33 protein-coding genes and 2 tRNA genes are annotated in these 25,838 nt (G+C 60.8%); 11 read left to right on the plus strand and 24 right to left on the minus strand.

The genetic code is table 11. The features are described from left to right. Positions 1-94: 94 nt before the first annotated feature. The 13 genes from rpsB to ACMGFM_RS01635 form a co-directional block, all read right to left on the minus strand. Positions 95-856, minus strand: a complete 762-nt coding sequence (rpsB, locus tag ACMGFM_RS01575; protein WP_436900556.1) for a 30S ribosomal protein S2 — start codon at positions 854-856, stop codon at positions 95-97. Beyond that, on the minus strand, positions 853-2,055 hold the full coding sequence (eno, locus tag ACMGFM_RS01580; RefSeq protein WP_436900557.1) for a phosphopyruvate hydratase: 1,203 nt from the start codon (positions 2,053-2,055) through the stop codon (positions 853-855). The genes rpsB and eno overlap by 4 nt, the downstream gene beginning before the upstream one ends. Next, positions 2,052-2,231 (minus strand): DNA-directed RNA polymerase subunit K, encoded by a 180-nt coding sequence (locus ACMGFM_RS01585; protein ID WP_436900558.1) that lies wholly within the window; start codon positions 2,229-2,231, stop codon positions 2,052-2,054. Before ACMGFM_RS01585 ends, eno begins: the two co-directional genes overlap by 4 nt. Next, positions 2,231-2,431, minus strand: a complete 201-nt coding sequence (locus tag ACMGFM_RS01590) for a DNA-directed RNA polymerase subunit N (RefSeq protein ID WP_299279517.1) — start codon at positions 2,429-2,431, stop codon at positions 2,231-2,233. The genes ACMGFM_RS01585 and ACMGFM_RS01590 overlap by 1 nt, the downstream gene beginning before the upstream one ends. 6 nt (positions 2,432-2,437) lie before the next feature. After that, positions 2,438-2,836 carry a 30S ribosomal protein S9 gene (locus ACMGFM_RS01595; protein WP_299279519.1) on the minus strand — a complete coding sequence of 133 codons (399 nt, stop codon included), beginning with the start codon at positions 2,834-2,836 and terminating at the stop codon, positions 2,438-2,440. Continuing rightward, positions 2,830-3,267 carry a 50S ribosomal protein L13 gene (locus tag ACMGFM_RS01600; protein WP_436900561.1) on the minus strand — a complete coding sequence of 146 codons (438 nt, stop codon included), beginning with the start codon at positions 3,265-3,267 and terminating at the stop codon, positions 2,830-2,832. The genes ACMGFM_RS01595 and ACMGFM_RS01600 overlap by 7 nt, the downstream gene beginning before the upstream one ends. After that, positions 3,264-3,614 carry a 50S ribosomal protein L18e gene (locus ACMGFM_RS01605; protein ID WP_299279523.1) on the minus strand — a complete coding sequence of 117 codons (351 nt, stop codon included), beginning with the start codon at positions 3,612-3,614 and terminating at the stop codon, positions 3,264-3,266. Before ACMGFM_RS01605 ends, ACMGFM_RS01600 begins: the two co-directional genes overlap by 4 nt. Before the next feature lie 18 nt (positions 3,615-3,632). Then, positions 3,633-3,717, minus strand: a tRNA-Leu gene (locus ACMGFM_RS01610). 102 nt (positions 3,718-3,819) lie between these two features. Next, positions 3,820-4,608 (minus strand): DNA-directed RNA polymerase subunit D, encoded by a 789-nt coding sequence (locus ACMGFM_RS01615; RefSeq protein ID WP_436900562.1) that lies wholly within the window; start codon positions 4,606-4,608, stop codon positions 3,820-3,822. A 3-nt stretch (positions 4,609-4,611) separates the two neighbouring features. Beyond that, positions 4,612-4,995 carry a 30S ribosomal protein S11 gene (locus ACMGFM_RS01620; protein WP_436900564.1) on the minus strand — a complete coding sequence of 128 codons (384 nt, stop codon included), beginning with the start codon at positions 4,993-4,995 and terminating at the stop codon, positions 4,612-4,614. Next, entirely contained in the window at positions 4,996-5,520 is a 525-nt protein-coding gene (locus ACMGFM_RS01625; protein WP_436900565.1) for a 30S ribosomal protein S4, read from the minus strand. It lies immediately after the preceding gene. 1 nt (position 5,521) lies between these two features. After that, positions 5,522-6,043 carry a 30S ribosomal protein S13 gene (locus ACMGFM_RS01630; protein WP_436900566.1) on the minus strand — a complete coding sequence of 174 codons (522 nt, stop codon included), beginning with the start codon at positions 6,041-6,043 and terminating at the stop codon, positions 5,522-5,524. 17 nt (positions 6,044-6,060) lie between these two features. After that, positions 6,061-6,143 (minus strand) — tRNA-Ser (locus ACMGFM_RS01635). A gap of 209 nt (positions 6,144-6,352) precedes the next feature. Here ACMGFM_RS01635 and ACMGFM_RS01640 point away from each other — a divergent pair. The 3 genes from ACMGFM_RS01640 to ACMGFM_RS01650 all read left to right on the plus strand — a co-directional run bounded on the left by ACMGFM_RS01640 (position 6,353) and on the right by ACMGFM_RS01650 (position 9,388). Beyond that, positions 6,353-7,600: a DUF7537 family lipoprotein gene (locus tag ACMGFM_RS01640; RefSeq protein ID WP_436900567.1), complete on the plus strand. Its 1,248-nt coding sequence runs from the start codon at positions 6,353-6,355 to the stop codon at positions 7,598-7,600. A gap of 63 nt (positions 7,601-7,663) precedes the next feature. Beyond that, positions 7,664-8,722 carry an Mrp/NBP35 family ATP-binding protein gene (locus ACMGFM_RS01645; protein WP_436900568.1) on the plus strand — a complete coding sequence of 353 codons (1,059 nt, stop codon included), beginning with the start codon at positions 7,664-7,666 and terminating at the stop codon, positions 8,720-8,722. A 72-nt stretch (positions 8,723-8,794) separates the two neighbouring features. Then, positions 8,795-9,388 (plus strand): DUF3267 domain-containing protein, encoded by a 594-nt coding sequence (locus ACMGFM_RS01650; RefSeq protein WP_436900570.1) that lies wholly within the window; start codon positions 8,795-8,797, stop codon positions 9,386-9,388. Positions 9,389-9,399: 11 nt separating this feature from the next. Here the strand turns inward: ACMGFM_RS01650 and ACMGFM_RS01655 are convergent, their stop codons facing one another. Further along, positions 9,400-10,581: a threonine synthase gene (locus ACMGFM_RS01655; RefSeq protein ID WP_436900571.1), complete on the minus strand. Its 1,182-nt coding sequence runs from the start codon at positions 10,579-10,581 to the stop codon at positions 9,400-9,402. Between the two features lie 136 nt (positions 10,582-10,717). Here ACMGFM_RS01655 and ACMGFM_RS01660 point away from each other — a divergent pair, with 136 nt between their 5' ends. Beyond that, complete coding sequence (locus ACMGFM_RS01660; RefSeq protein ID WP_436900572.1) at positions 10,718-11,980, plus strand: NAD(P)/FAD-dependent oxidoreductase; 1,263 nt, start codon at positions 10,718-10,720, stop codon at positions 11,978-11,980. A gap of 15 nt (positions 11,981-11,995) precedes the next feature. Here the strand turns inward: ACMGFM_RS01660 and ACMGFM_RS01665 are convergent, their stop codons facing one another. Beyond that, the gene (locus ACMGFM_RS01665; protein WP_436900573.1) at positions 11,996-12,454 is read right to left on the minus strand and encodes an MGMT family protein; all 459 of its coding nucleotides are present in this window, start codon (positions 12,452-12,454) and stop codon (positions 11,996-11,998) included. 415 nt (positions 12,455-12,869) lie between these two features. Here ACMGFM_RS01665 and ACMGFM_RS01670 point away from each other — a divergent pair, with 415 nt between their 5' ends. Continuing rightward, complete coding sequence (locus tag ACMGFM_RS01670; protein ID WP_436900574.1) at positions 12,870-14,432, plus strand: cryptochrome/photolyase family protein; 1,563 nt, start codon at positions 12,870-12,872, stop codon at positions 14,430-14,432. On the opposite strand, the gene ACMGFM_RS01675 is transcribed toward ACMGFM_RS01670, so the two are convergent. Continuing rightward, on the minus strand, positions 14,429-14,911 hold the full coding sequence (locus tag ACMGFM_RS01675) for a DUF7978 family protein (protein WP_436900575.1): 483 nt from the start codon (positions 14,909-14,911) through the stop codon (positions 14,429-14,431). The genes ACMGFM_RS01670 and ACMGFM_RS01675 overlap by 4 nt on opposite strands. A gap of 109 nt (positions 14,912-15,020) precedes the next feature. Between ACMGFM_RS01675 and aroC the strand changes: the two genes are divergently transcribed. From aroC to ACMGFM_RS01695, 4 genes are all read left to right on the plus strand, one after another. Further along, a complete protein-coding gene (aroC, locus tag ACMGFM_RS01680) occupies positions 15,021-16,247 on the plus strand; it encodes a chorismate synthase (RefSeq protein WP_436900576.1) in 1,227 nt (408 codons plus the stop codon). Between the two features lie 17 nt (positions 16,248-16,264). Then, positions 16,265-17,278 carry an alpha/beta fold hydrolase gene (locus ACMGFM_RS01685; protein WP_436900578.1) on the plus strand — a complete coding sequence of 338 codons (1,014 nt, stop codon included), beginning with the start codon at positions 16,265-16,267 and terminating at the stop codon, positions 17,276-17,278. Positions 17,279-17,489: 211 nt separating this feature from the next. Beyond that, complete coding sequence (locus ACMGFM_RS01690; RefSeq protein WP_436900579.1) at positions 17,490-18,518, plus strand: alpha/beta fold hydrolase; 1,029 nt, start codon at positions 17,490-17,492, stop codon at positions 18,516-18,518. Between the two features lie 93 nt (positions 18,519-18,611). Beyond that, complete coding sequence (locus tag ACMGFM_RS01695) at positions 18,612-19,214, plus strand: halocyanin domain-containing protein (RefSeq protein WP_436900580.1); 603 nt, start codon at positions 18,612-18,614, stop codon at positions 19,212-19,214. A 104-nt stretch (positions 19,215-19,318) separates the two neighbouring features. On the opposite strand, the gene ACMGFM_RS01700 is transcribed toward ACMGFM_RS01695, so the two are convergent. Both ACMGFM_RS01700 and ACMGFM_RS01705 read right to left on the minus strand, forming a co-directional pair. Further along, complete coding sequence (locus tag ACMGFM_RS01700; RefSeq protein WP_436900581.1) at positions 19,319-20,551, minus strand: ornithine cyclodeaminase, nickel-pincer nucleotide-dependent; 1,233 nt, start codon at positions 20,549-20,551, stop codon at positions 19,319-19,321. Between the two features lie 49 nt (positions 20,552-20,600). Next, positions 20,601-21,143, minus strand: a complete 543-nt coding sequence (locus ACMGFM_RS01705) for a response regulator transcription factor (RefSeq protein WP_436900582.1) — start codon at positions 21,141-21,143, stop codon at positions 20,601-20,603. Positions 21,144-21,325: 182 nt separating this feature from the next. Between ACMGFM_RS01705 and ACMGFM_RS01710 the strand changes: the two genes are divergently transcribed. Both ACMGFM_RS01710 and ACMGFM_RS01715 read left to right on the plus strand, forming a co-directional pair. Further along, complete coding sequence (locus tag ACMGFM_RS01710; RefSeq protein WP_436900584.1) at positions 21,326-21,487, plus strand: hypothetical protein; 162 nt, start codon at positions 21,326-21,328, stop codon at positions 21,485-21,487. Positions 21,488-21,596: 109 nt separating this feature from the next. Next, entirely contained in the window at positions 21,597-22,574 is a 978-nt protein-coding gene (locus ACMGFM_RS01715) for a phosphoadenosine phosphosulfate reductase family protein (RefSeq protein ID WP_436900587.1), read from the plus strand. Positions 22,575-22,600: 26 nt separating this feature from the next. Here the strand turns inward: ACMGFM_RS01715 and ACMGFM_RS01720 are convergent, their stop codons facing one another. The 6 genes from ACMGFM_RS01720 to ACMGFM_RS01745 all read right to left on the minus strand — a co-directional run bounded on the left by ACMGFM_RS01720 (position 22,601) and on the right by ACMGFM_RS01745 (position 25,732). Further along, the gene (locus ACMGFM_RS01720; protein WP_436900589.1) at positions 22,601-22,813 is read right to left on the minus strand and encodes a hypothetical protein; all 213 of its coding nucleotides are present in this window, start codon (positions 22,811-22,813) and stop codon (positions 22,601-22,603) included. Further along, entirely contained in the window at positions 22,803-23,063 is a 261-nt protein-coding gene (locus tag ACMGFM_RS01725) for a hypothetical protein (protein ID WP_436900590.1), read from the minus strand. Before ACMGFM_RS01725 ends, ACMGFM_RS01720 begins: the two co-directional genes overlap by 11 nt. Positions 23,064-23,164: 101 nt before the next feature. Further along, a complete protein-coding gene (locus tag ACMGFM_RS01730; protein ID WP_436900591.1) occupies positions 23,165-23,470 on the minus strand; it encodes a CGCGG family putative rSAM-modified RiPP protein in 306 nt (101 codons plus the stop codon). Between the two features lie 63 nt (positions 23,471-23,533). Then, a complete protein-coding gene (locus ACMGFM_RS01735; RefSeq protein WP_436900592.1) occupies positions 23,534-24,013 on the minus strand; it encodes a redoxin domain-containing protein in 480 nt (159 codons plus the stop codon). 174 nt (positions 24,014-24,187) lie between these two features. Then, positions 24,188-25,456: a saccharopine dehydrogenase family protein gene (locus ACMGFM_RS01740; protein WP_436900593.1), complete on the minus strand. Its 1,269-nt coding sequence runs from the start codon at positions 25,454-25,456 to the stop codon at positions 24,188-24,190. Between the two features lie 63 nt (positions 25,457-25,519). Next, positions 25,520-25,732 carry a helix-turn-helix domain-containing protein gene (locus tag ACMGFM_RS01745; RefSeq protein ID WP_436900594.1) on the minus strand — a complete coding sequence of 71 codons (213 nt, stop codon included), beginning with the start codon at positions 25,730-25,732 and terminating at the stop codon, positions 25,520-25,522. Positions 25,733-25,838: the final 106 nt, after the last annotated feature.

The following is a 25,838-nucleotide window of genomic DNA, read 5'->3' on the forward strand; positions in this document are numbered from 1 at the left end:
ATCAAAACAGATACCGAGAGATCCCGGTCGTATCGCGTCTGAAACCTGTGGTTAGTGGGGATAGTTGTGATGATAATCAGAAAGTAACTCGGCGTTAGATGTCGCTCTCGAAGTCGTCGAGGCCGTAGGTTGGCTCGGCACCGCGGCGGTCGAGCGTCTCGTTGGCCAGCAGCCAGTAGACGACCGACAGCGCTCTTCGACCCTTGTTGTTTGTCGGGACGACCAGGTCGACGTTGCTGGTCGTGTTGTTGGAGTCGCACATTGCGATGACGGGAATGCCAACAGTGATGGCTTCTTTGACAGCCTGCGAGTCACCAATAGGGTCAGTGACGACGATGACATCCGGTTCAATGTAGCCCTCGTACTGTGGGTTCGTCAGCGTGCCCGGAATGAATCGGCCGGTTCGAGCGCGTGCGCCGACAGCGTCGGCGAACTTCTCTGCGGGGAAGCGACCGTACTGTCGCGACGATGCGACGAGAATCTGCTCCGGTTCGTAGTTGGCGAGGAAGTCTGCCGCCGTTCGAATGCGGCTGTCGGTCATCGACACGTCCAGCACGTACAGGCCGTCCGTGCGGACGCGGTGGATGAACCGCTGCATGTCGTTGGTGTTCTGCTGGGTTCCGATGTGAACACCAGCGCCGAGGTAATCCTCGACAGGGATCAGCAGGTCGGCCTCCTCGTCGGACATGACGTCCTCGTCGAGTTCGGGACCGTCTGTTTCTGCCTCGGCCTCCTCGACCTCAGCGGGCTGTTCGTGCTCGGCTGTCTCGGCGTCCTCGTCGGCTGTGACCGCATCGTCGGCAGGGTCGACATCCGACTCGGTTGCGTCGAGACCTTCGTTATCGTTTCCGCTCATGCGTTGTGTTCGATTCTGATTAGTTCGTTCAGTTTTGCTGTTCGCTCGCCACCGACTGCCCCTGTCTTGATGAACGGGGCACCCGTCGCCGTGGCCAGGTGTGCGATTGTCGTATCCTCCGTCTCGCCGCTGCGGTGGGAGACGACTGCGTCGTAGCCATTCTCGGTCGCCAACTCGATGGCGTCGACAGTGTCCGAAAGCGTGCCGATCTGGTTGGGTTTGATCAGGATGCTGTTTGCCGCACCCTGCTCGATACCCTCCTGTAGTCGGGCAGCGTTCGTGACGAACAGGTCGTCACCACAGACCAGCGTGTCCGTGCTGATGCGGTCGGTGAGTGTTGCGAAGCCCTCGAAGTCTTCCTCGTCCAGTGGGTCCTCCACGTAGACGAGATTGTACTCGTTGATGAGCCCCGCAATGTAGTCGATCTGTTCCGCGCGGCTCCGGTCGCCGTCGCTGTACTCGTAGACCCCTGCTTCGGCGTCGTACATCTCTGCGGCGGCAACGTCGAGTCCGAAACGCATCTCGAAGCCAACTTCGTCTTCGACGGCGTCGACAGCCTGCTCGACGACCTCGAAGGCCGCTTCGTCGGTGATTGACGGTGCCCATGCACCCTCGTCACCCTTGCCGCAGGCGTGTCCGCGCTCGTCGAGAATGTCCGCCACGGCGGCGTGTGCAGCCGCGTTTGCGAACACTGCGTCCTCGGCCGATGGCGCGCCGACCGGCGCAACGAGAAACTCCTGAATGTCCGTTGCGTCTGCTGCGTGTTCACCGCCGCCCACGACGTTGCCAAGCGGTGTTGGCAACTCGTCGCCCCGGAAGGTGCCACCGAGGTGCTGAAAGAGTGGTGCACCAAGCACATCTGCGGCGGCCTTCGCCGCAGCCATCGAAATCGCCACTGCGCTGTTGGCGCCGATTTCCGAGAAATCGTCGGTCCCGTCGGCGGCGTGCAGCGCTGCGTCGACCGAGCGCTGGTCGCCGGCATACACTTCACCGACGAGCCGCGGGACGGCCTGTTCGCGAGCGCTGGCGATGGCCTCACTCACTGGAAGCTCGACCGCCTCGTGTTCGCCAGTACTCGCACCGGACGGTGCCTTTGCGCGACCGAACCCGCCGTCGTCGGTGTACACGTCGGCTTCGACGGTGGGATTGCCCCGAGAGTCGAGTACGCGTCGCAACCCGACCTCGGTGATCAGCGTCACGACCCGTCACCTCGCCGCACAGTGAACGGGAGTACGTCGGAGTCGTACTCCTCGGCCGCGATCAGGATTGGCTCGGTCTGCTCGGTGTCGATCAACACTGGCGCACCGTAGGCTACCTGCAGTGCTCGCGCACCGATGATTCGCGCCCGTTCGTAGCGATTGTCTGTCCGTGGCATTATTGATACGGAGCGACGATATCGACGAGGTCTTTGTGCGAGACGAGCATGCGCCGACAGCAGTGCCGCTCGACGCCGAGTTCATCGAGTACCTTGGCCGGGTCTTCTGGCTCGTCGGCCTCACGGGTCCGATGTTTGAACTCTTCCCACTGTTCGGCGACAACGTTACCGCACGTGAAACACCGGACTGGTACCATCATAGATGATCACCGATAGGATTTCTGGTAGCGCGCCCGGGCTCCCGGACCGCCCCACTTTTTGGCCTCGCTCTGGCGAACGTCGTTGACCAGCAGCGACCGGTCGAACTCCATGTAGGCGTCTCGCAGTTCTGCGTCGTTCGTGTGCTGGACCAGTCCTCGCGCGATGGCTGTTCGGGCGGCGTCAGCCTGCCCCATTACGCCACCACCCTCGATGCTGACATCGATATCGATGTCTGCACGGAGGTCACCATCGGTGATGCGGAACGGCTCCAGGATTTTCAGCTGTGCCATCTCTGGGTCGACGAGTTCGACGGGCTTGGAGTCGATTCGCACCTTCCCCGAGCCGTCGCGGATCGTCGCCCGCGCGATTGCCGTCTTCTTTTTGCCTGATGTGTTCGTTACCATGTGACGTTTGCTCCGAGATAATCGCTGATCTCCCCGAGGGAGACGAATTTGATGTTCGAGAGTCGGTCCAGCGAGGTGCCGTCGAGAATCTCTCCGTCCTCGTCGTACGGATTACCGAGGTAGACGCGAACGTTTCCGAGTGCCTCTACTCCGCGTGGCTTCTTGTGCGGAACCATCCCGCGAATCGACCGCTTGAAGATGCGGTCGGGCTGTTTGGGATAGGCTGGCCCGCGGTCCGAACCAATGTCTCGCCGCTTCTCGAATTTTTCGAGAATCTGCTCTTCTCGACCGGTGATCACCGCTCGCTCGGCGTTGACGACGGCGATGCTCTCGCCGTCGAGTGCGCGCTCAGCAACGTGTGAGGCGACGCGGCCGAGGATGCAATCGCGTGCATCCACGACGAGGTCGGCCTCGATTGCGCTGACGCTCATCGGATCACCCGGACGTTCGATCCATCTTCGTGTTGTTCGAGTGCCGTTTCGAGTTTCATGGTATCGCCAACCTGGTCGATCTTCGTCTCTGCTGTTCCCGAAAAGTCCACGGCGGCGACGGTGACCTCTTTCTGCAGGACACCGCTGCCGAGAACCTTCCCGGGCACCACGACTGTCTCGCCATCCTGTGCGTACCGCTCGATGCGGCCCAGGTTGACTTCGGCGTGGGTGCGCCGGGGTTTCTCCAGCCGATCGGCGACGTCACTCCAGACGTCGCCCTCGGAGTTTCGGGCAGCCGACTTCAGATCGGCGATGAGACTGTTTAGTCTCGGGTTCGTCTTACTCATGACCTACCTCCTGAAAAATGCAGGGAGCAGGATTTGAACCTGCGGACCCCTACGGGACAGCGCCCTGAACGCTGCGCCGTTGGCCAGACTTGGCTATCCCTGCACGCGTCTGTAGTTGGTGGGCGTCCCCCCAAACCGCTTTCGGTTCGGCCGGTGTCGCCGCTCTCCAGCGACACGGAAAACCGGGTCTGGGAGGTGTGCCCTGTCATAGTTGCACTGACTCTTTGAGTTCTGCCGCGCGGTCCTCGATGGTTCCAACTGCCTCGACGACGAGTTCGTCGACGCTGAACGAGCCATCCGTCTCGACATCGAAGACGAACGCGCCATCGACATCCGTCACTTCCAGTTCCTTGCCAGGATACCGGTTGGTCAGGTCGTTGTCGAACGCTTCCGTCGGGACCAGTTGACCGTTCTCGGGTTCGAAGCCGCCGGTCTCGACGGCGTCCTCAGCAGCCTGTTCTTCGATGACGCCACGCAGGACGTGTGGCTCTTCGTCATCGAACTCGCCGGCGTCGCCGACGACTTCGACCTGCTGGAGGTGGCGGTACGAGACCGCAACACCACCCTGGTGTTTGGCGTGTTCCTTGCCAACGTCCAGAACGGCGTCGGCCTCAAGTTCGAGGCGCTGGTCCTCTTTCAGGTCGATAATCGGAATCTTGTCGTCCGCGGGACCGACCATCCCGTCGCTGGACTCGAGGTCGCCCGAATAGGCCGTCTCCGGCCCCTCGACATCGAGCGAGAGGGTGACTTCCTCACCCATCTGAAACTCCCCAGGTGAGGTCGTCAGCGGCACGAGTCCCAGTCGGAGTCCGATCTGCTCGTCGAACATCACGCTCGAGTTCTCGATGAACCGGACGGTGTCGATGCTGAAGGTTGGGACGTCAGCGATCATCGCCCGGCGAATGCCGTTGGCAAACGCCGGCGTAATCGGCCGGACGACAAAGCGCGCTTCGCGCTCCGATCGGTCGACGAACTGGACCTCGTAATCCTCCATATGTTAGAACCCAGCGTTTTTCGGCCCGCGTGTTCCGTCGTGTGGAATCGGGGTCACGTCTTCGATACGGCCAATCTCGAGGCCGGCTCGGGCGAGTGCACGAATCGTCGCCTGTGCACCTGGTCCGGGGTTGGTCTGCTGGTTGCCACCAGGACCACGGACGCGGACGTGAACTCCTTCGATTCCCTGTGCCTGTACGTCCTCGGCGACCGTTTCGGCCATCTGCATCGCCGCGTACGGCGAGGCCTCGTCACGGTTCTGTTTGACGACCGTCCCGCCGCTGGATTTCGCGATGGTCTCAGCGCCGGTCTGGTCGGTGATCGTAATGATCGTATTATTGAACGATGCGTGCACGTGGGCGATGCCCCATTTGTCTTCTTCAGCCATTTATTGTTCCTCCGCTCGTTCTGGGTGGAGTTCGTCTGTCAGCGGCGAGTTCTCGTCGAACTCGACGGTGCCCTCCTCGCTGGTCTCGACCTTGTAGGAGGGGATGCTGACCTGACTCCCGTCGACCGTGATGTGGCCGTGGGAGATGAACTGTCGCGCCTGTTCTGGCGTGTTCGCGTAGCCCTTTCGGTAGACGACCGTCTGGAGTCGTCGTTCGAGGATATCCGTCACGTCCAGCGCCAGCACGTCGTTCAGTCCGTCCTCGTCACCGAGCACGCCGATGCGTTTCAGTCGGGTCAGGAACTCTTCGCCTTCGACGCCTGCAGCGTCGGCGTCACCGCCGGCCTCGCCAATCAGACGACGGGCCTCACGGCGGAACAGTCGCAGTTCCGACTGGGCTTTCCAGAGTTCTTCTTTGTTCTTCAGGCCGTACTTCCCCGACAGGCCCATCTCCTCGGAGATCCGCTCGCCCTGGTAGGGATGATTCGGCGTCTCGTAGAACTTCGTGTTCTGTCCAAGTGCCATCTTACTCGTCCTCCTCGCCAGCCGCTTCCTCGGCGGCCTCCTCTTTGATCGCTTCGACGTTGACCCCGATGGTCCCCTCGGTACGACCGGTGGACTTCGTCCGCTGGCCGCGGACCTTCTGGCCGCGTTTGTGTCGAACTCCTTTGTAGGAGTCGATCATCTTCATGCGGTTGATGTCCTGCCGTTGGGATAGCTGGAGGTCGTTGCCGATTTCGTGGGTTGTTTCGCCGCTGAAGAAGTCGTTGCGGTGGTTTGCAAGCCACTCGGGGACTTCTTCTGCGAAACCTTCGACGAGGCTTTTGATCTCCTCGATTTCGTCGTCTTCGAGCGCACCGAAGGTTGCGCGGCGGTCGATACCTGATTTGTCGGCGATAATACGCGCTGAACGCCGACCGATACCGTCGAGTTCGGTCAGCGACCGCTCGACTGACTTGGTGCCGTCGAGGTCGGCCTGACCGATGCGGACGAAGTAACGAATGTCCTCGTCTTCTTCCTCCGCGTCTGTGGGTTCTTCTGCACTCATGGATGGTGGGTAGTACACGTCGTGGCGGGGATTCGAACCCCGGAGGCAGTACGCCACATGGTTAGCAACCATGCGCCTTGGGCCGCTTGGCTACCACGACACGTGTAGCTGCAGTTCGGGTCTATTTTCGCCCGCTGACGCGGACTCGGGGTCGGACACCCCTACACGATTCTATCCTGTATTCTGATGGCGGCCTATTTAAACACCACGATTCCCCTTCCGGCGCGGGAGCGGCCCACACACTATCCCTGCGTTGTCGTGTGGTATTCAACCAACATTTATAGGCGATGCGCCACCGAGGGGCGATACATGAGCGTGCGATGGAATCTTCCACGGAACCAAACGCTGGCCGCCGTAGTGCTTTGTTGTGTACTCGTCGCCCTCGCAGGGTGTAGCGGGTTATCGGGGTTCGGCGACGATGGGCCGAGCGACAACGAGTCGATGGGTGACGATGAGAGACGCACGCAACTGGCGAACGTCTCGGAGACACACGCCGAGTATCTCCGGACCGCCAGCAACGTCACGGTGACGCGAACGTTCGAGATTAGTTCCGAGACGACGGCGGCCGACCAGACGACGCGGTGGCAAATCGACTTCGAGTCGGGTCGGGCCTACAAGACGACAGAGCCACTCGGCGGGGACCCATCGGAAGCATTCCAAACGGCGAACGGAACGGTCTACGAGCGCTTCGGAAGCGGGGGCCGTGGGTTCGTTCCGCCTGAACAGACCGACCCGCTCGACCCCGAGCAGGCTGTGACGCTGTCGACGCCACTTGCCTCCGCGGCTGACCGCTACGAACGTCGTGGAACTCGGACGACAAACGGCGTGAAGGCAACGGTGTACGTGGCAGACGACCTCGCCGCTGCACCGAAAGCGTACCGCGAGAACCTGAGCACCACCAGTGTCGAGCGCTATCGGAGTGTCGTCGTTGTCGCACCCTCGGGGTACGTCATCAACGAGACAGCAGCAGTTACCATCAGCCGCGAGGGGGAAATGAGACAGTTTCGCGAGACAGTTCGGTACACTGACGTGGGTCAGACCAGCGTCGAGGACCCAGACTGGCTGGCCGACGCGAAGGCCTTCGCCAGACAACCCGGTCCCGGGGACGTGGTGACGCGCAACTACAGTGTCGAAGGGGAGAGTGGGCTGGCCGAGTTGGAGGTGAGCGCCGAGAAACAAGAACTCGACCCACCTGCGACCGTTGGCCCGCAACTCTCGGAGAATCCGATCTACCGGAACGATCTGCTGAATTCCGTGCGGGTCGGGAGCATCGCCAGGTACTATTTCCTGTTAGATACGGTCGAGCGCGCGGAAATTCGCATCCACTACGACCAGAGCCAGATCACTCCCGAAAACGAATCCAAACTGCGTGTCGCGGTCCGGAATGACACCACTGGCTGGTGGGACCTGTTGAACACGACTGTCGACGAACAAGCGAATGTCGTGACGGCGACGATAACTGACCCCGAGCAACTGGAGAAGTATCAGGGCAAGACGATGATAGCGATGCAGTTCGAGACATTCGTGAAACGACTGCAGGAACAAAGTCGGCGGTAAGTAGCCGGTAGCGGAATCCGTCGGACACAACCCTTTTCTCTCGTCCATAGCCTACAAATAACTATGACAGCAGCCCCTCCCACGGAGGAGGACATCCGCGACCGCCTCTCGGCCGTCGAGGACTCCGACCTCGGCGACGACATCGTCTCGCTGGGTCTCGTCAACGGCATCGACATCGACCACGACGAGGAGGTTATCTACCTCGATCTTACCCTCGGCGCTCCCTTTTCACCGAGCGAAACCGCCATCGCAGACGACGTGCGCGACGCCTTGGCGGGTGTCGAGTACGACCTCGAACTGTCGGCGTCGGTCGACCGGGGACTCGACCCCGAGGACGAAATTCTCCCACACGTCCAGAATATTATCGCTGTGGCCTCCGGCAAAGGTGGCGTCGGCAAGAGTACTGTCGCGGTGAACCTCGCGGCCGGCCTCGCGGACATGGGAGCACGCGTGGGATTATTCGACGCTGACGTCTACGGCCCGAACGTCCCGCGGATGGTCGACACCGACGAGCGCCCCTCCGCCACAGAGGACGAACAGATCATTCCCCCGGAGCAGTACGGAATGAAACTGATGAGTATGGATTTCTTGCTCGGCGAGGACGACCCGGTTATCTGGCGTGGTCCGATGGTCCACAAGGTCCTCACGCAACTGTGGGAGGATGTCGACTGGGGTTATCTCGATTACATGGTCGTCGACCTGCCGCCGGGGACCGGTGACACGCAATTGACGATGCTCCAGAGCGTTCCCGTGTCGGGAGCGGTCATCGTCACGACACCGCAGGACGTGGCGCTGGACGACGCCCGCAAAGGGCTGGAGATGTTCGGCGAACACGAGACACCAGTGCTGGGTATCGTCGAGAATATGTCCACATTCCACTGCCCGGACTGTGGCGGCCAACACGACATCTTCGGAAGCGGTGGCGGGCAAACGCTCGCCGACGAGGTGCAACTGCCCTTCCTCGGTGAGATTCCACTCGACCCTGCCATCCGTGAGGGTGGTGACGACGGCCAACCGATGGTGCTTGGCGAGGGCGAAACCAGCGACAAACTCCGTGAGTTCGCGGAGACGGCCGCGGACATGCAGGGTATTGTCCATCGTCGCCGCAAGGGCGGTCGGTGAACACTCGGCGTCCGTTACCCTGAACTGAAAACACAAGATTTTCGCCTTCTTCGGTCGGGCATTCAGCCGTTGATGACGACAGAGTCCCCGAGCAGTGAGGGTGAAGTCTGGATTCCAGCTCCGCCGCCGGGCTACAGCAGCCCCCGACCACTGGGACAGTCGATGCTCGTGCTTCTGCTCGGCAGCCTCGTACTCACGACTGGGGCGCTACTTGGGTCGATTGTTCTGTTCGCGGTGCTCGACACGGGGACAGACGCGGGGATCATCCAGGCTCCGTTCTGGGCCATGGTGTTGTTTGGACTCGTTTTCACTGCCCTCTGTCACGAAGGAATTCATGGACTCGTCTACCGGTATTTCGGCTACGAGGTGGAGTACGGTTTCGCCAGCGGTGGGCTCTACACCGCCGCGCCGGGGCAGATACACACGAGAGAAGAAAGTGTGTGGATCACGGCTGCTCCGGTGGTGACCTTGACACTGGTCGGTCTGCTGTTTCTGCTCGCCCCATCGAATTCTCTGGGCTACGTCGGCGTGACGGTGCTCGTGCTCAATACGTCGGGTTCTGTCGCGGACATCGAACAGCTCTCTCGTCTGCTTGCCCTTCCGACAGGAACGCTGGTCTGTGACGCCGACGCGACGTACATCTACGTGCCGACAGACACACACTGAGCGGCGAGTCCTCAGATGCCCTTGCTCATGAGGTGACTGCGGAGCACGTCTGCCTCACGGTTGGCCGTTGCAGGATTAACTAGCACAACTGACTCGTCGTCGAGGGCTCCCGCTGCTGTGAGTGCCTCGAGCGCGGCCACGGCTGTCGCGCCGGTCGCGCTGATGGGGACACCCTCACTTGCGAGTGTTGTGCCCGCTTCGAGCAGGTCTTTATCATCGACGGCCACCGCGCCGCCGTCTGTCTCGGTGAGTGCGTCGAGGACGTATTCACCGCCGTCCGGGTCGGGGATTTCCAGCGAACCAACGATGGTATCTGGATGTTCGACCGGCGTCGTCTCCGACTCACCCGCGTCGAAGGCGTCGACAATTGGAGCACAACCCTCTGGTTGTGCGGCGTACAGCCGTGGCAGGTCTTCGACAGCGCCGGTTGCGGCCAACTCCCGAAACCCGCGATAGAGTCCGAGCAGTCCTGTTCCGTGGGCGGTCGGGTGGATAACTGTGTCCGGTGGGTCACCGACGCGCTGAGCGAGTTCGTACGCGACTGTTTTGGCTCCCTCGTGTCGGTATGGTGTGTCAAATGGTGCGAGCGAGAACCAGTCTTCGTCCTCGCTGGCATCGGCGAAGGCGTCGGCGGCGTCGCCGTACCGGCCGCCAACGACGTTCATCTCGCCGCCGTGGACGTTGATCATCGCTTTCGTCTCGAAGGTTGCTCGCGAGGGGACGAAACTCGTCGAGTCCAGTCCCGCGCGAGCAGCGTATGCTGCGGCGGAGTGGCCGGCGTTGCCCGTCGTCGGGAGTGCAACGTCCGAGGCACCCTCGGCGTCGGCGGCGGCGACGGCCACGGCCATCTCTCGGTCAGTGATTCCACCGGTTGCGTTCCGGGCTTCGTCCTTGAGATACACCGTCTCGGGACCGGAGTCCTCTGCGAGCGTCGGGCACTCAACTGTTGGAGTGCCACCCTCGTCGAGTGTTGGAATCGCCCCAGACGGGAACGGCAAGACAGCGGCCAGGGCTGTCAGTTCGTCGGCCTCCTCACCAGCCAGAAGTTGGTCGTGAGCCTCGGAGAGAACAGCTTCATCGTAAACTGGCTCCAGTGGCCCGTGACAGTCCTCGCAGCGGTTCGGCCCGTCGACACCGAATGTCGTCCCGCAGTCCAGACACCGAAATCCATCCAAGCCGTCTGTGTATTGCATACTGTGGAGTTGGGCTGGGTTCACTAATTCCTGCCGTCTGTTCTCACGAACGGCCAACCTGCGCTGTCTGGTACCGCAGCTCTGTCCCGAGCACTCCCTCGTAGCCGTTTTACTGGTGGCTGACTACTGTTTGAGTATGACCGACGTGATTGTCGCCGGCGGGGGCCTCGCTGGACTGGTCGCTGCACGCAATCTCGCGGCCGACGGACTCGACGTAACGGTGTTCGAGGAGCGCGAGACTGTCGGCGGTCGCGTTCGCACCGAGCACCGCGACGGCTTCACGTTCGACCGCGGCTTTCAGGTACTCTTTACCGCCTACCCTGCGGTGCAGGACGAACTCGACCTCGGCGCACTCGACCTGCGGGCGTTCCGTCCGGGGGCAATTCTCGCCAAACCCGGCGAGCGCTCGACACTTGCCGACCCACTTCGCGACCCGAAGGCACTGCTCCCTTCGATGCTCAACCGCGACGTGACTCTCGGCGACAAACTCCGCACACTGCGACTCCGATTTGCAATGAGTCGCAAGCCGATTGCGGACATTCTCGCAGCCGATTACGAGAGCATCGACGAGGCACTGGTCGAACTGGGCTTTTCTGAGCGGTTTCGCGACCGCTTTGCAGCGCCCTTCTACGGCGGTATTACGCTCGACCGCTCGCTATCGACTTCTCGACTCGTCTTCGAGTACACGTTCAAGATGCTCTCGACTGGCAAGATTGTCGTCCCGAAAGATGGGATGCAGGCGATTCCCGAACAGCTCGCAGCGTTTGCCCGCGACGCCGGTGCGACCATCGAAACTGGCCGGTCAGTCGACTCGCTGAGCCAGGACGCAGACGGCGTCGAGTGTGTGGTTGGTGACGAGACAGTCACTGCCGACGGAGCAGTTGTTGCCACGGACCCGAAGGCCGCCGAAGACCTGACGGACTGCCAGATTCCGACCGACGGCGCGGGCTGTGTCACGCAGTACTTCTCGCTGCCAGAAGCCCAGGCGCTGGGGACCGACGGCCGACTGATTCTCAACACTGTAGACGACCGCCCCAACCAGATTGCGCCGCTGTCGGCAGTCGCGCCGGAGTACGCGCCCGACGGCCAGCAACTGCTGAGCGCCACCTTCCTTGGCACGCCCGACGAGAGTGACGAGGAACTTGCCGAGGAGGTCCGCGACACGCTGGCGTCGTGGTATCCCACGCGCAACTTCGCCGGGCTGGAACTGCTCGAAACCCATCGGATTCCGTTCGCGCAGTTCGAGCAACCGCCCGGCTTCACTGAGGGTCTGCCCGATGTCGACGCGCCCGACGGACCGGTCTACTTGGCTGGCGAGTTCACAGAGTGGTCCTCGATTCAGGGTGCGGTGGAAAGTGGCCAGCGGGCGGCACGTGTTGCAGGCCGAGAACTGTTGTAACTCCGGCTATAGCGGTCAGATTCCTTCTAGCGCACGGAGGTTCGAGGCAACGTCAGACGGCACTCCACTGGGGCCATCTGTGACACGATGGGTCGGAATGAAAATCGGTGCTGGATTCGCCGCGAGTGCGTCCTGAATCGCGGTGAGGTCGTCCTCGTCGCCGTCGCTACGGCCGGGCACCATCAGTGCCACCTGCCGGACGGTGCCGCTGTCGCCGTAGGGTATCTCTCGAACCTTCTCCAGCACATCGCGCTGGTCGGTCGCCATCGTCAGCGCGACGGTCACATCCTCGAAGTCGTCTTCCTCGCCCTGCAGGTACGCCTCGATTCGGTCGAGCAGTTCGTGCTCCGATTTCGCATCGTCATCGGGGGTGTGTGGAAACTCGACGGTGAGAACTCGTCCCTGTGCGATACCGAGTTGGATGTATCGGTCCAAAAAGGCTGATTCGCGAGCGTAGATTCCGGCGTCGTCCATACTAGTGGTTCGACGGCTTGTGGTTTGTGTGTGTCGCTGGCTATGAGTTGGATTGTCTGTTGGAATGAATTCCTTTGTGACCGCAGACAACCAGAAAGCCCCGGCGCTCTCGACTCCCGCGACTCGCTGCGCGCGCTCTTTACAGTCGCGTGCTTACGTCGTCGGGGTTCGCCGAGAGCGCCGCCCCTTTCAATCCCATCCGCGGTGGCCCGTGACACAAGCAACAGAGTGGGACTGAAAGGGGCCGCCTGTTCGAGGAAGTTGGACGAGGCAAGGACCCACAGGACCGCAGCGAGTCCCCCGACTCGAACAGGCGGGGGCTTTCTGGTTGTTTGCAGTCACACAGCCAACTCTCCTACATCCAACTCCCCCTCATGCACGAGAATTTACAGTCACGTAGTCCAACTTACCGTCGATGACCGAACCTGTCGTTGGCTCTGCCCCCGACTACGAGATGGGCGGAAACCGAGTCCCGTGGGTCCTCGGCACGCAGTTACATCCTGACGTTGGCCCACTCGCCCGCGCACCCGAAGGCAGTCGCGTCTGCATGATCGAAGCTCACGATTTTGCCCGCCGAAAGCCCTACCATCACGATAAACTCACGCTCGTCTTCGCTGCGATGCGGCAGTTCCGCGACGAACTCCGCGAGCAAGGCTACGAGGTCGCCTACATCAGCGCCGACAGCTTCGGCGATGGGCTGGAAACCTATTTCGAGCGCCACCCAGAGGACACGCTGGTCGCGATGCGCTCGCCGAGTTACCGTAGCGGCCCGCGGATGGCCGAACTCGTCGGTGAGATTGGCGGTGACCTCGAAGTTGTCGACAACGAACTGTTCGTCAGCACGCGCCGGGCCTTCGACGAGTGGGCCAACGGCGACACCGACTCCTTCCGCCACGAGAACTTCTACCGGTGGATGCGCCGCGAATCTGGCGTCCTGATGGACGACGACGGCCCAGTCGGCGGCGAGTGGAACTACGACGACGAGAATCAGGAGTTTCCGCCGCCGGAGTGGCGCTCGCCAGACCGCTTCGAGATTGACCACGCCGACACTGTCGAGGAAGTCAGCGAGTGGGTCAGCGACGAGTTCGATACGTGGGGCTCCAGCGAGGAGTTTGTCTGGCCGACGACCCGCGAGCAAGCACTCGCTGTCCTTTCGCAGTTCTGTGAGCGCCGGCTTCCCGAGTTCGGCCCATATCAGGACGCCATGCGAACCGACGACTGGGCGATGGCCCACGCGCTGCTCAGCCCGAGTCTCAATCTTGGTCTCATCCATCCGTGGGAGGCAATCGAGGCCATCGAATCTGCGTACGAGTCCCGCGAGGATATTCCGCTGAACTCTGCCGAGGGAGTCCTGCGACAACTGCTTGGCTGGCGGGAGTTCATGCGCCACGTTTACCGCCACGCGATGCCTGAACTGTCGACGGCGAACCAACTCGGTGCCAGCGCGGACCTTCCTGAGCTCTACTGGTCTGGCGAGACACAGATGAACTGCCTCGCCGAGACTGTCGAGGACGTCCACGAACGCGGCTACGCCCATCACATCCAGCGGCTGATGGTACTCGCGAACTTTGCGACGCTGTGGGGCGTCGAACCGGAGCAGTTGAACGACTGGTTTCACGCCACATACGTCGACGCCTACCACTGGGTCACGACGCCGAATGTTATCGAGATGGGGCAGTACGGCAGCGGCGTCTTCGCGACAAAACCGTACGTCTCCTCGGGGAGTTACGTCGACCGGATGAGCGACTATTGCGGGGACTGTCACTACTACAAAACCAAGGACACCGGCGAGCGCGCCTGCCCGTTCAACGCGCTATACTGGGACTTCCTCGCCCGCAACGAGGACGACCTGCGGAGCAATCACCGGATGGGACTGATGTACTCCCACGTCGACAACAAGCGCGAGAGCGGTGACCTCGCAGAGATTCACGAGCGCGTCGACAACCTGCGCGAGATGGCCGAGGCTGGCGAGCTCTAGCGGTACCGCACCGCGAGTTCGCCGCCAAGCCCGCCTAGGAGTGCAGGAACAACCAGTCCGACGAGCAACAGCACGGGAATCATCCGAATCGCCGTGACTGCACCGTTCGTCGCGAGCAGGAGTACAGTTGCGGCCAGCGTTAGCGGAAAGTAGCCGATAACGACCGCCTGTCCTGCCTGAAACCCAGCGCTTTGCTTTTCTGTTTCGGTAGTCACGGCGAACCCGGTTCCAACGAGTAGTGCGGCGAGACACAGCGTAACTGGAACGAACGCCCACTGCGGTCGAAATTGCCAGACAGGGAGGTGACTTGCCTGATGGACGAGCAGGTAACCGGGGCCGTCAACCCGCGTCCATAATCCTGCCTCGGGAAGCAGGCCAGTCAGGCCCGCGACAACGACAACTCCGAAGCCCAGCGTGTACGCGGCCGCTCCGGCCACTGCACCGCGCCGCGCTAGCCCATCACGCTCTCGAACGCCCATGCACGTCGTTCACGGCAGTCCCACAAAGCGTTGTCGGGGTGTGGAACCGGCGGCAGCCACCAGACGTGAGCCGTGGTCTTTTTACATAGCAACTCCATGCAGTATGACAATGAACGGCAACCGATTCGGTCGGCTCTTTCAGGTGACGACGTTTGGCGAGTCTCACGGCGAGGCGATGGGCTGTACAGTCAGTGGCTGTCCCGCTGGCGTCGAACTCAGTGAGGAGGATATTCAGGCTGAACTCGACCGACGGAAACCCGGCCAGTCGATGATCACGACCTCTCGGGGCGAACCTGACGAGGTGTCGATCAAATCTGGTGTGCAGGACGGCTACACGACTGGCACACCCATCGGGATGGTCATCCAGAACAAAGACGCCCGGTCGGGCAAGTACGAACCCTTCGTCACCGCACCACGCCCCTCTCACGGTGATTACACCTACTCCGCGAAGTTCGGAACGCGCAACTGGGGCGGCGGCGGTCGCTCCTCGGCACGAGAGACGGTCAACTGGGTCGCTGCTGGCGCAATCGCCAAGCAGGTCCTCGAACAGAGCGAGTACGACACGCAGGTCAAGGCCCACGTCAATCAGGTAGGCGATATCGTCGCGCCCGAGGTCAGTTTCGAGGAGATGCTCGAACACACCGAAGAGAACGAAGTGCGGTGTGCCCATCCCGAAACAGCCGAGGAGATGCGCGACGCTATCGACGAGTACCAGAAAGAAGGCGACTCAATCGGTGGGTCAGTTTACTTCGAGTGTCGTGGCGTCCCGCGTGGCCTCGGCGCGCCACGGTTCGATTCCTTCGCTGCCCGTCTCGGGCAGGCAATGTTCTCGATTCCAGCAACGTCGGCTTTCCAGTTCGGCAAGGGTCGGGACACCCGAACGATGCGCGGCGTCGAGCGCAACGAAGACTGGGAGTTCGACGACGGCGAGTCCCATTCCGAGACTGTCAGCGAGGAGGGTGACCCCGTACCGGTCGGTAACGACCATGGCGGCCTCCAGGGCGGTATCACGACTGGCGAACCGATCTACGGCGAGGCGACGTGGCACGCCCCGACGAGCATTCCGAAAGAGCAGACGACGGCCGACTGGGAGACCGGCGAGCGCAAGGAAATTCAGGTCGTCGGTCGTCACGACCCCGTCCTGATGCCTCGGGCCGTACCGGTTGTCGAGGCGATGCTCCGGCTGACGATTCTGGACTTCATGTTGCTCGGTGGCCGAATCAATCCCGACAGGCTCGATGGCCACCCTGGACAGTACGACACAGAGTATCACCCGAGTAGTCCGGTTGACGACCCTGACGACGCAGAGACGCACGCAGAGCGTCTCGACGAATAACTGGGGGCTCACCCATCATGCTACAACTGCCAAACTTGCTCGGAATCGCGGGGACAGTCGCGACGGAAACCTACAGTGAGTTTGGCCTCTTTCAGCCGGACAAGCCGCTTTCTGCGCTGGAACGGCGATACATTGACGACAGCTCCGAGTTCGTCGAGGTGAACGACACCCGAATCCACTACCGAGAAGCAGGTAACCCCAGTGACCCGACGCTGGTCTTGCTGCACGGCACCTACTCTTCGCTGCACACCTGGGACGGCTGGGTCGACCAACTGGAAGACCGGTACCACGTCTACAGGCTGGACATGCCCGGTTTCGGGCTGACTGGACCGCGACAGGACGGTGAGCTGAAACTTGAGTATCTTATCGAGGCTGTCGGGGATTTCTGTGACACGGTTGGCATCTCGACGGCGACACTGGTCGGCAACTCACTGGGCGGAGGCGTCGCGTGGCGACTCTCGATTGCCCGGCCTGACCTCGTTTCACGCTTGATTCTTATCGACGCGGGCGGTGCAACGCTGCTCGCCAGACTCGCCGGGAACCTGACGAGTTTTGGCAGTGACTACGTCCCACGGTACGTCACGCCGCGGTTTGTGATTCGGCTGATCATCAGAGACGCCTACGGCGACGAGTCGAAGGTTACGCCCGAACTCGTGCGACGGTATCACGACCTGTTGTTGCGGACTGGCAACCGTCGCTCGGTGGTCGAAATCGCGCGAAACTACGCCACGGACCACCCCGGCAGTGAAGCCGACGACATCTACGGCACGCGGATTCCATCGCTCCCGTCGACGTACACACCGTCGCCGCACATTGTCGACCATTACGACATCGAAGCGGTCTCGGTGCCAACGCTGTTTCAGTGGGGGAGCGAAGACGAGTGGCTGCCAGTCTCGTTCGGGAAGCGACTGGCCAGTCGTATCCCTGATAGCAATTTCATCACGTACGACGGCATCGGACACCTTCCCATGGAAGAAGCACCCGGTCCGACTGCCAGGGACGCTGACAAGTTCCTCATCGAACGGCCCTGAGCGCGAGTGCTCAAACGGTGGTAAGCGTTTGGGGTATTTCGTCCGTTACTGGTAAGCAATTGATAAAAATATGAGACACAGTTAAGTATGTGCGCCGACAGAGTCAACCAACACCGATGGTATGTGCTAGTGACTCACAGCTGTGGCGTGTTTCAAGAGGGGCCACGCCGTCTCTCGGAGCCACCCAGCCCACAACCGGGGGGATGCTGGTATGTTAGCATTCCCGCTGACGACTGGTATCGAGATGGCTCAATCAGTGGTGTCCGAGACCTACAGCGAAATTGTTCCGTTCCAGCCTGACCGGACACGGCGAAATCTGGAGCGGGACTATCTCACCGACGCCTCTCGATTTGTTGACGTCGACGGAACAGAGATTCACTACCGAATCGAAGGCTGTGAAACCGGCCCGACTGTGCTGTTGATACACGGGACATACTCCTCGTTGCACACCTGGGATGGCTGGGTCGAAGAGCTAGCCGAGGAGTTCCGGTTAGTCCGCCTGGATATGCCCGGCTTTGGACTGACAGGTCCGCGTGCTGACGGTCCGAACCGACTGGAGGGGCTTATCGAGTCCGTTGCCAGGTTCTGTGACGAACTCGGGCTGTCGGAACTGGCTGTGATCGGCAACTCCCTCGGAGGCGCCGTGTCGTGGCGACTCTCGGTCGACCGGCCCGACCTCGTCTCGAAACTCGTCTTGCTAGACGCGGGCGGAGCGACGCTGCTCTCGAAACTCGGGCGGAAGTACACGCCGCTGGGCAGTGAGTTTCTCCCCCGGTACGTCACGCCGCGGTCGGTAATTCGGCTCATTCTGAAAGACGCCTACGGCGACCCCTCGAAAGTCACGCCCGAGGTCGTTCGGCGGTATCACGACCTGCTGTTGCGCTCGGGCAACCGCGCTGCAGTAATCGAGATTGCGAGCAACTACCAGCGTGAACACGACGACGAGCACAATTCGCTGGACCTGCTGAACGTCCGTCCCCCGGCACTGCCATCGAGTCCGGACATCCACCCCAACGTTCAGGACGGCTACGACATTTCCGATGTGTCGGTGCCGACACTGTTCCAGTGGGGAAGCGAAGACGAGTGGCTCCCGATGTCGTTCGGGCGTGAACTGGCCGACGCAACGCCGAATTCAGTGTTCCAGAGCTACGAGGGAGTTGGCCACATTCCGATGGAAGAGGCTCCCGAACAGACGGCCGAGGACGCCGCTGCCTTCCTCCGGGCGACCGATTCGGCCTGATAGCCGAACAGGTTCGCCGACCGCCCCACTATCCGGCTCTCGAAATCGAAGCTTTCAATCCGGCAAAGTAGTAACTCTCAGCTAGACTCACCGATGACACCTGACCTGAACCGACGAGAGTTGCTGGGAACTGCCGGTGCTGGAGTGGCTGCGACGCTGGCTGGCTGTGGCTTTTTCGTCGACGGCCGCGGTGTGCCGGGCACAGAGGGCAGCGAATACGACGGCGGCCAAGACAACGGCAGCGGCAGTGAAATTCCAGAGGGCGTTCCGGAAGCCGTCCACACGTGGATGATGAACGGTGACGGTGGACAGGCGGCCAAAATCTACTCCAGCGAGCCGTCCGCGGCAGACATGACCGGCCAGGACAGCGCGACAGTGGCCGTCGGTGCCGGCAACGGGTTCGCTTTCGACCCGCCGGTGATGCTGGTCAGTCCCGGCACGGAAGTTACCTGGGAGTGGACCGGTGCCGGCGGCGGTCACAACGTCGTGACAGATATCAACTCAGACTCCGTGCCTGTCGATATCGAACTCAACAGTGGCTCCGCAGAGAGCGGGAGTGACGTGACCTACTCGTTCACCTTCGAGGAAACCGGTGTCGCGCCGTACGTCTGTATTCCTCACCGCTCGGTCGGGATGATGGGTGCCGTAATCGTTCAGGAGTCCGGCTCAGGGATGGGCTCAGAGTCCGACTCGTAAGCGTTCTCCCCGTTTCTGTTCTTGCTGCTACCAAAACCAGTGAGCAGACTCACGTCGCCTGAGAGAGCGCCAGCTCAGACTGCTGTTCCGCACTGACACACCAGTTACTCGCGCTCGTCGAAGAGATGTTCCGCCAGAATAGGCACGAACGTCCCGATATCGGTCACCATACCGACAGCCTGAGCGCTCCCTCTGTCGACCAGTTGGGTTACCGTCGCGGGGTTGATATCGACACACACCGTCCGAGTGGTCGACGGTAAGCAGTTGCCAACCGCCACCGAGTGTAACAGCGTCGAGAGCATCATCACGAAATCGGCCTGATGGGCCTGCTCGCGAATTGCGTCCTGTGCCTCGATGGCGTCGGTGATCGTACCGGGAAGTGGGCCGTCGTCACGGATTGACCCGGCAATGACGTAGGGGATGTCGTTTTTCACGCACTCGTACATCACGCCCGACTCGACAAGTCCATCCTCGACTGCGGCCTCGATACCGCCAGCCCGGATAATCTCGCTGATCGTGTAGATGTGGTGTTTGTGTCCCTTTCGGGGGTGGTCCAGCTCTTCGGTATCCATCCCCAGCGAGGTGCCGTAGAGGTCTCGTTCGAGGTCGTGGACGGCGAAGCCATTGCCGATAGAGAGCATGTCGATATACCCCTCACGCACGAGCGCAGCGAGGTCCTCACGCGCACCAGAGTGAATCAGCGCCGGGCCACAGACTGCGAGGACGTTGCCGTCTTCGCGTTTGGTCTCCTCGATTGCACCGGCTATCTTCCGGATTGTCGATTCTGATGGTCGTTCGGAGGAGACGCCACCCTGCATGAAGCCGAAGGCCCCTTCGGAGTCTCGGGGGCGGTCCGGGGGATTGACGCGAATTCCCGCGTTGCCAGTTACGATCATATCGCCTTCTTCGACAGCGTTGAGGACCTTCGTGTAGGCTCGGGGGTCGTCACCATCGTCCACGACGACAGCACAGTCCATCTCGATATCCTCGACAGAAAGCCACTCGCCGTCGTAGCGAATCTCAGTTGGGTGGTTTGTCGTCGAATAGAAGCCCGTCGGAACCACCTGGTCTTCGGGAGCGGATTCGAGCGTTGCGTCGATAGGGTTGGCGGGATTCGCGCCGTTCTGGTGGAGTTCGTGAATTATCGACTGTAGGGTCTCCTCGTCCTCAGCCTCGACCAGCAGTCGCGCGTGAGAGGTTTCGGTCTTCTTGCGGCCGATGTTGAACTCTTCGACCTCGAAGGAGCCACCCATATCCATGATGACCCGGAAGGATGTCTCCATCTTGCCGGAATCGATAATGTGGCCGTCGAGTTCGACTGTCCGTGAGTAGGGCATGCAAAGACGCTAGCGAGGGGCCGACAAGACGGTTTTGGGTTCCGCCAGCCTACAGGTCGGTGCGCGGGTCAGCGTCACCGACCACCTCGTCGAGCGCGGCGTCGATGTCGGTCCGGAGCGCTCGCATCTCGCCGACTAACTGGTCGTACTCTGTGGAGTCTTCCTTGTTGGCGTTTTCGAGCGCCTGCTTCTTTGCCGCGAGTCTGAAAAATCGCTGAATCTGCTCGTCGTGTTGGCTGCGTTTTTGTAGTGTCTCGACCAGTGCAAGCAGTTCGTCGTTGTCTATCGGTTTGGTTACGTAGTCGTCGAAAGGCATCTCCACGATATCAACATCCGGTTCGACTGCCGTGAGCATCGCAACGGCCGCGGTCACGCCCCGTTCGACGAACTCAGCCAGTACCTCGTCGCCCGCCATCCCAGGCATTCGGCGGTCGAGTAACACCACGTCGACGGCGTCGTCAATTTCTTCGAGCGCCTGCGCTCCGCTGGTTGCTACCCGCGTCTCGTACTTTGTCCCCACGACGGTTTCGTAGGCCTCTGCCAGTCCCTCCTGATCCTCCACGATCAGCACTGTCGTCGAGTTGTCTGTCATATGTTGGTGGTCACAGTTGACGCAGCACAGTCGAGCGAGGAATCTTCAACGATAACTCTGTTCTCATGTCGTCTCGCACCCATTCCCTGATACGTGTGTAGTTGTAATGATATCCACAAGTAAGTTGGGACCAAATCCGACTCGGCGGTAATATTTTGTTTACCGACAGGTAAGGGATATCTATGCCCATCATGTCGAGCGACGACTTCTCAATTCACCGCGATGGCTGTGACGAAGTGGGTGATGGAATGCCGATTTCTGACCTCCCTGACGAAGTTGAATCTATCGAGGACTTGGACTGTCCCTGCTGGAGTGAACTCGACTCGTTAGCCGAGATTCCCTGACTCGTGGACCGGTGTCTCTCGTGTGATTTCCGGTCAAACTCACGGAAATCGCTCGCTCGGAGAACTCGAAAAGTACTTAACGCACACTCTAATTACATCTAATTACATTATGCCAGAGCAATCTGACTTCCCAGAGTACCTGAACGTCGATTACGACGCCGGTGACGGCGAAGAGCCGGCCGACTACCCGGGCATCGAAGACAAAATCGAGAAAGCCATCGAGGTAACCCGTCAGGGTCTCGAAGAGTACGAGAATCCGGTTGTCATGTGGACTGGTGGGAAAGACTCCACGCTTACGCTGTATTTCATCAAGGAGGTCGCAGAGAAGTTCGACCTCGAAGTCCCGCCAGCCGTCTTCATCGACCACTTCCAGCACTTCGACGACCTGCACGACTTCGTCGACAAGTGGGCTGAGGAGTGGGACCTCGACGTCATCTACGCACGTAACGAGGACGTTGGTAATTACGTCGAGGAGAACGACCTGACTCCCGGCGACGACATCCCGGTCGACGAACTGTCCGAGCACAACCAGCACCACATTCGTGACCTGCTGGAGTACGAGGAAGATACCTTCCCGTTCCTGCTCGACACCTACGTCGGCAACCACCTGCTCAAGACGGTTGCCCTGAACGACGCCCTCGAGGAGTACGATGTCGACGGCGTCATCTCTGGCGTTCGCTGGGACGAACAGGAGGCCCGTGCCGACGAGACGTTCTTTTCGCCGCGTCACGACCCAGACATCTACCCACCGCACGACCGCGTCCAGCCGATCCTGCAGTTCGCAGAGCCTGACGTGTGGGAAGCGTTCTGGCACTTCGTCGTCCCCGAAACCGTCGAAGGCTATCCGGACGACGGCTACGTCCCGCAGGCCGACGACGACCTGCCGGGCGACCTGACTAAAGAGGACATTCCTGTGAGTCCGAAGTACTTCGCTGGCTTCCGCTCGCTCGGCAGCGAAGTGAGCACAGACAAATCCGCCGAAGAGCCTGCCTGGCTACAGGACATGGCCAACACCACCGAACGCGCGGGCCGCGCCCAGGACAAAGAGGACCTGATGGAGCGCCTGCGCGACCTGGGCTACATGTAACTCGGTGCTCGCAGACGCCCCCCGATTCAGGCTGTCGCCTCGTAGAACTGTGACGCGGCGACCAGAAATCCGATTATCGCGGTAATGAACCCAACTGCACCGATAGCGAGGGCGCCGATTCGGAAGAGCACACCATTTAAGCGCTGGGACGCCACCACGATGAACACTGTTGTCACGAAGACGACCAGCGTGAGAATCCGGGCGAATCGCCCGGTATCGACGGTTGCGTTATTGGACATACTTTTGAAGTTCCTTGAGAACGCCCTCGTAGTCCTCGTCCTGTGCCGACCCGCCAAGCGAGTGGATCGACTGGCAGATCCACATCCCCGCGGTGAAGTTCACGAACGCCACAAACGAGACGAGTCCAATTTCCCCCTCGACGAACAACCCCGTGACAACCGCGCCGATGAACGTCACCGCCATAATCCCGTGAGTTATCACCGACCGCGTCCCGAAGTCGATAAACGGGTTCGTTGATTCTGTTGACATCGTGTTAGATTGGTGCGCACACGAATAAATACACGGCTGGTGTCACGACATGCTGTCCTCGTCGGCGTGGCCGCTAATCTTGCGCGGTCAATCTGCGGAACTCACTCGACGTGGACGCGAGTGACGTGGCCGCCACAGCCACATTGGTCGATGTATTCCCAGTCAATGGACCGCCCGTCGTACTCAGCCAGCGCGTCGTAGAGAAATGACGACGGATGGCCTAACTCGCCGTGAGTCACGAGATTGACGTGGTTGCCGGTGGTCGTGTGCTTGATCGCGCTGATCCCGTCACGAACCGCTCGGTCCGGGGCGTCAGCGTAGGCGTCTGTTTCGAGATTAACAGACCAAGAGTTGTCGTGTATCTCGTCGGTGACTGGTCTCGCGTCGTGGTCGTCTGCTGATGCCATACGCCACTGTTCAGTTTCGTTACACTTCAGTGCTGTCCACCTTCTCGGCCGCTGGGAACCCAGTTACTGCTCCTGCACGACGCCAAGAATCTCCTCGTAGTCGGGTTCGTTGGTCGGGTCATCGGCGACCCAGTCGTAAACGACTGTGCCGTCGTTGTCGATCACGAACACCGCACGGTTGGCAATGCCGTAGAGACCGAGGTCGGCAATATCTATTTCCAGCCCGTAGGCGCGGATTGCCTCGCCGGACATGTCGCTGACGAGGTCGAACTCGATACCGTGTTCTTCTCTGAACGACCCCTGACTGAACGGAGAGTCTGCGCTGAGTCCAAGCAGCGTCGCGCCTGCATCCTCGAAGGCGTCGAGATGGCCCTGGAATGCGACCATCTCGTTGGTGCACGGTGGCGTAAAGGCACCGGGGAAGGTAGCGAGGACGACTGGACCGTCTCCGATGTGGTCGGCAAGGTCGAACGGTTCGTGGTCGCTCGTTCCAACTGTCGCGGTGAATGTCGGTGCGTCGTCGCCGGTCTGTGGTGTTGTCATCGTTTATACACTAGGGCTCGGTTTTGATAAAAGTAGAGCCGAATGGGTATGGTACGCACACGCTTCGATTCACGCTATCCGTGCCACGACGACCAAATTCACAGCGTATCTGCTCGGGGAGTCGGACTCGGCCCAGTTCCCAGTGGCGTTGGGAACGGGCCGACCCGGCGACCCTCAGTTTGAAGAGTCGTCGTATTCGCCGACTGTAATGGTAAACTCCGCGTCACGGAGCCGGTCAGCCAGTGGTTCACCAATCGCCGACGCAGGCGTCAGGACGCCACCGGACAGCGGTGAGTCGACTTCCCCACGCAGGAGACAGACCGCAGATTCACCGAGCATTCGAGCAGTTGCGCCGTACCCTGGGTCTCGGTTTGCTCCGACGACCGACTCGACCACGAAGGGCCCGTCCTCGCCGGTACCACGGCCGAGTGCTCGCACGGTAAAGCGGCCGTTCTCCATCTGCTTTTCCGACGGTCCTTCGCCGGGGTCAGGGAAGACGAACTGTTCGAGTGCTGACCGGGTGGGTGCGAACGACATCCCGAGCGTGAACAGGTTGATGCCCCCGGCGACAAGTCCTGCGGCAGTCGCACCACCGACGCTCCGACCGGTTGGGATGACCTCAGAACAGCGGAACTCCCGCCCGTAGGGATAGTCGAGCAGGGCGTTACTGCGGCGGATTATTCGCTCGTTCACTGGCGCCATCGGCGAGGGTGCGGTCCACGCCCCGCGGAGCCTGTCGTTTTTGAACCAGCGTTGCTCACCGCGGTCAACACCGTTTCGCTCTCCGGCCGGAGCCAGCGAATAGGGGTTCCGCAGTGTCTCTCGGGCGACTGGGTCGCTTGAGGCCGCTTCGAACATCTCTGCCGCGCTCGCGAGTGTCCCGCCGCTCACTCCGCCGCTGGTGTTCTCGACGTAGAGCCGAACCGTATCACAGGGCGCGCCGAACTCCTCGCGTGCGAAATTCTGGGCACGGAGTGTCCCCAGGTCGGCCGGTACCGAGTCGAACCCGCAACTGTGGACGATGCGGGCGTCGTTCTCGACGGCGCTGTCGTGGTAGCGGTCGATAATCTCACGCACCCAGGTGACCTCGCCGGTCAAGTCACAGTAGTCTGTTCCTGCCTCGACGCAGGCCTCGACCAGCTTCGTCCCGTATTTCGTGTACGGGCCGACGGTCGTACAGACGACTGCTGTCTTCTCGGCAATTCTGTCCAGACTATCCTTGTCCGTTGCGTCACCGAGTACGATTGGCACCTCGTCCCACTCGTCACTCGCTTCCTGCAGTTCTGTGGCCACGTCATCCAGTTTCTGCTCGTTGCGGCCACCAATCGCCAGCGCAAGCTTTGCTGGACTGTACCGCTCGGTGAGATACTCGGCAACGAGTTCACCGGCAATGCCGGTGGCGCCCCACACGACGATATCGTACTCTGGGTCATCCTCTGGCATATGTACTGTTACACAGTTGAATGGTCAACCGCTAAACGATTGTGAAACGACGTCGCAAGGAGACTAGCTCTCTTTTCGAGGGTCTCGTACCAATTCGTACAATCCAGTCCCCTCGTGCCGCTTCTGGACGTACTCTGCCGCAAGGAGTACGTTAAGCCGATTGTGGATGTGCTGGCGTGAATACGTCAACTCCGCTGCCAGATAGCCGACCGTACATCGACCATCGGCCAACATCTCCACAATAGCGCAATCGGCTTCGGTTAGGTCTACGGACACAGTACCTGTTCACTCACGAGGGCCACACGTATTACTTTCTAACTTCCTAGACTGAGGTTACAAACACACTTTACAGATGGTAAAATACAACACGAATGTATACATA

The sequence above is a fragment of the Halovenus halobia genome, assembly GCF_051414135.1.
Classification (GTDB): Archaea; Halobacteriota; Halobacteria; order Halobacteriales; family Haloarculaceae; genus Halovenus; species Halovenus halobia.